This is a genomic window from Synechococcus sp. R55.2 (assembly GCF_047462075.1).
GTDB lineage: Bacteria > Cyanobacteriota > Cyanobacteriia > Thermostichales > Thermostichaceae > Thermostichus.
On record NZ_JANSIH010000070.1, the window covers coordinates 1 to 1,183 of the forward strand.

The 1,183-nt window shown below is 61.5% G+C and carries 1 protein-coding gene; it reads right to left on the reverse strand.

The genetic code is table 11. The features are described from left to right. Window positions 1-219: 219 nt before the first annotated feature. On the reverse strand, window positions 220-1,183 hold a 964-nt coding region (locus tag NW838_RS02595), incomplete at its 5' end, for a glycine--tRNA ligase subunit beta (protein ID WP_414427445.1).

Genomic DNA, 1,183 nt, shown 5'->3' on the forward strand with positions numbered 1-1,183 from the left:
CATTATTGCTCCGCAACGCTATTGCTCCGCAACGCTGACGCGAAGACGCGACCAACGGTTTAGGTGTGGGCACAGTGTTCTGAGTTTGAGTGGAAATGACGATATGTCCATTCCCAAGCCGTTCGCGCCAGTGGGACAGAGTCCTTGGGGGGTAGCTCCCTCTGGGAGAGAAGCTGGGGGTGAGGGGGATCTGTCTCGAAGTAAACTGATCTGAAACGGCTAGGGGGTCTTCTCCGGCGAGGATTCCCCTGCCATGACCACAGCCCCCATGTCCCCCAACAGGCGCGACTGGTTGCGCAATACTCCCAGCAAATTGAGCCGGCTGGCCCGTCGCACAGGATCCGGATCCATCACCAAAACGGCTTCAAAAAACTGAGCTACCTGAGGGGCTGCTGCTTGCAGAGCTTCCACCAAGGGGACAAAGTCTCCCTGAAGGGCTGGCTCCACCCCCAGGCGATAGACCTTCTGGCAAGCCTCGTACAACTCCCTTTCTGCCGCCTCCTGCAACTGGTCGGGATCCACGGCGGCTGCCGGATCCACCACGGCGTAGTCCAAGTCCCCTTGGGCTGCCAGGCGGGCGCAGCGATTGAGGGTGGGATAGAGATCCGCCAATTCCCCGGTGGCCCGCAGGTGTTGCAGGTACTCCGCCCGCAGCAAAGTCAAGGGCAGGTTGCCCAGGGCCCGCATGGTGAGCTCGGCCTTCTGGGGATCCTCCGCTTTGACCGACTCGGGATCCCCCACCACAGCCCTGACCAAGTCGTAATCAATCCGTTTTTCCTCCTGCAAAAGGGTCTGTATCCGTTGGGCCAAAAACTCCTGCAAGGCTCGCAAGGTGTGGACATCGCCAAAGGCATAGTCCTGCACCACGCTCTGCAACAGCAAGTTGAAGTCAAAAGTCCAGCCGGCATCCCAGGCAACCAGCACCAGGCTGTTGGCGGCCCGCCGCAGGGCAAAGCGATCCGAGGAGCCGGTGGGGATCCGCCCCAAGCGAAACATGCCCACCAAGGTATCCAGGCGATCTGCCCAGCCCACCACCCGCCCCGTCAGTGCTGTGGGCAAAGCGTCCCCCGCTCCCAAAGGCCAGTAGTGTTGCTCAATCCCCTCGGCTACCGCCTCCGGTTCCCCATCCTGCCGAGCGTAGTCGGCCCCCATGATCCCCTGCAGCTCCGGGAACTCGTACACC